The organism is Leisingera sp. ANG1, assembly GCF_000203975.2.
GTDB lineage: Bacteria > Pseudomonadota > Alphaproteobacteria > Rhodobacterales > Rhodobacteraceae > Leisingera.
This window is the reverse complement of sequence record NZ_AFCF02000001.1, coordinates 564,301-565,657: the sequence shown is the minus strand read 5'-3', so window position 1 is coordinate 565,657 and position 1,357 is coordinate 564,301. Positions and strand designations below refer to the sequence as shown.

The 1,357-nt window shown below is 60.1% G+C and carries 1 protein-coding gene; it reads right to left on the bottom strand.

What is annotated here, in order from left to right; all coding sequences use genetic code 11:
- The coding region (locus GC1_RS02725) for a calcium-binding protein (RefSeq protein WP_039498413.1) at nt 1–1,010 on the bottom strand (1,010 nt) is incomplete at its 3' end.
- Nucleotides 1,011–1,357 lie beyond the last annotated feature (347 nt).

The following is a 1,357-nucleotide window of genomic DNA, read 5'->3' as shown; positions in this document are numbered from 1 at the left end:
AGGGTGTCGTTGCCGGTGCCGCCTTGCAGGGTGTCATGGCCGGTTTCACCATAGAGCACGTCATTGCCGGCGCCGCCGAAAATAGTGTCGTGGTTCTTGCCGCCGAACAGGCTGTCGTTGCCGGCCTGGCCTTCCAGCCGGTCGTTGCCGCGCTCGCCGTAAAGCTTGTCGTCGCCGGACTGGCTGGCGGAATCGCCGCCCTTGAGGGTGTCATTGCCCTCGCCGCCGTGGAGACGGTCGCCGCCGGCGCCGCCGTACAGTTTGTCGTGGCCGCTCTGGCCGTAGAGAACGTCGGTCCCGTATTCGCCGATCAGGCTGTCATTGCCGGTGCGGCCGGAGATCGTGTCGTTGCCGTTGCCGCCCAGAAGAATGTCGTCCGGGGTGCGGGAGAAACGGTCGCCGTTGATCTTGTTGGAAGACGAGCTGCCGACCTTAACGCTGACCGTGCGGTCGCTGAATTGCACCAGCTCGACGGAGCTCAGGTAGTCGCGGCCGTCGGAGCCGTCCAGGATCATCCGGCCGTAGCTGGAGGAGAAGTTGGCTGCGGACAATTTGCCATCGACAATCAGCCGGTCGATACCGTCGCCGCCGTAGATGTAGTCGTTTCCGCTGCCGGAATTGATGGTGTCATTGCCATCCCCCAGCTGCCATGTGCTGGATCGGGTGGAGGTGATGGTGAACAGGTCATTGCCTTCAGTGGCATCATCAACGAAGGAGCTCGTTAACCCGCTGGAGTAGGTGTAGGCGGAAGCGCTCAAGCCGGTTGCCGATATGACAGTCGTTCCGCCAACTTGGACTGTCACCCCGGTGAGGGTCCCATACAAGGTCCCACCGTAGGAATAGAAAGTTCCGGTGTAGGTCACGGTCAGGGATTGGCTGGCATAATTGGTGCCCGTGGCAACGATCCTACTACTCGTGGCTGAGACCACGGAGCCGTTGTAGATACGGTAGTCTTTGAGATCACCCACATCCCAGCTGTAGCTGGAGTCATTTACGGTAAAAGTCGCCATGGAAACAGCCTCTCGGTCTTAGCAATGCTTGGGTTGAAACCCGGAGGGTTAATGCAATCTAAATGCCTGTTGCCCGATTGGCCGGAAAGGTTCAATGCGGGGAATTGCTTTCCGTAGGGTAAACGTGATGTTTTTGCAGCTTTAACGGGCAAAACGGGCGCGCCGGTTCGGGCGCGCCTTTGGGTGTTGCAACGCTCCACCGCCGTTAGAACAGGAAGTTGTCCGCGTCCTGCAGCTGCGCCAGGGTGATGTCCTCGACCAGGATGGTCACGTTGGAGAAGGACACCAGCACGTCATCGCCGCGGGTCTGAAACTCCAGATCATCCATGCCGTTGGCGCCGACGCCG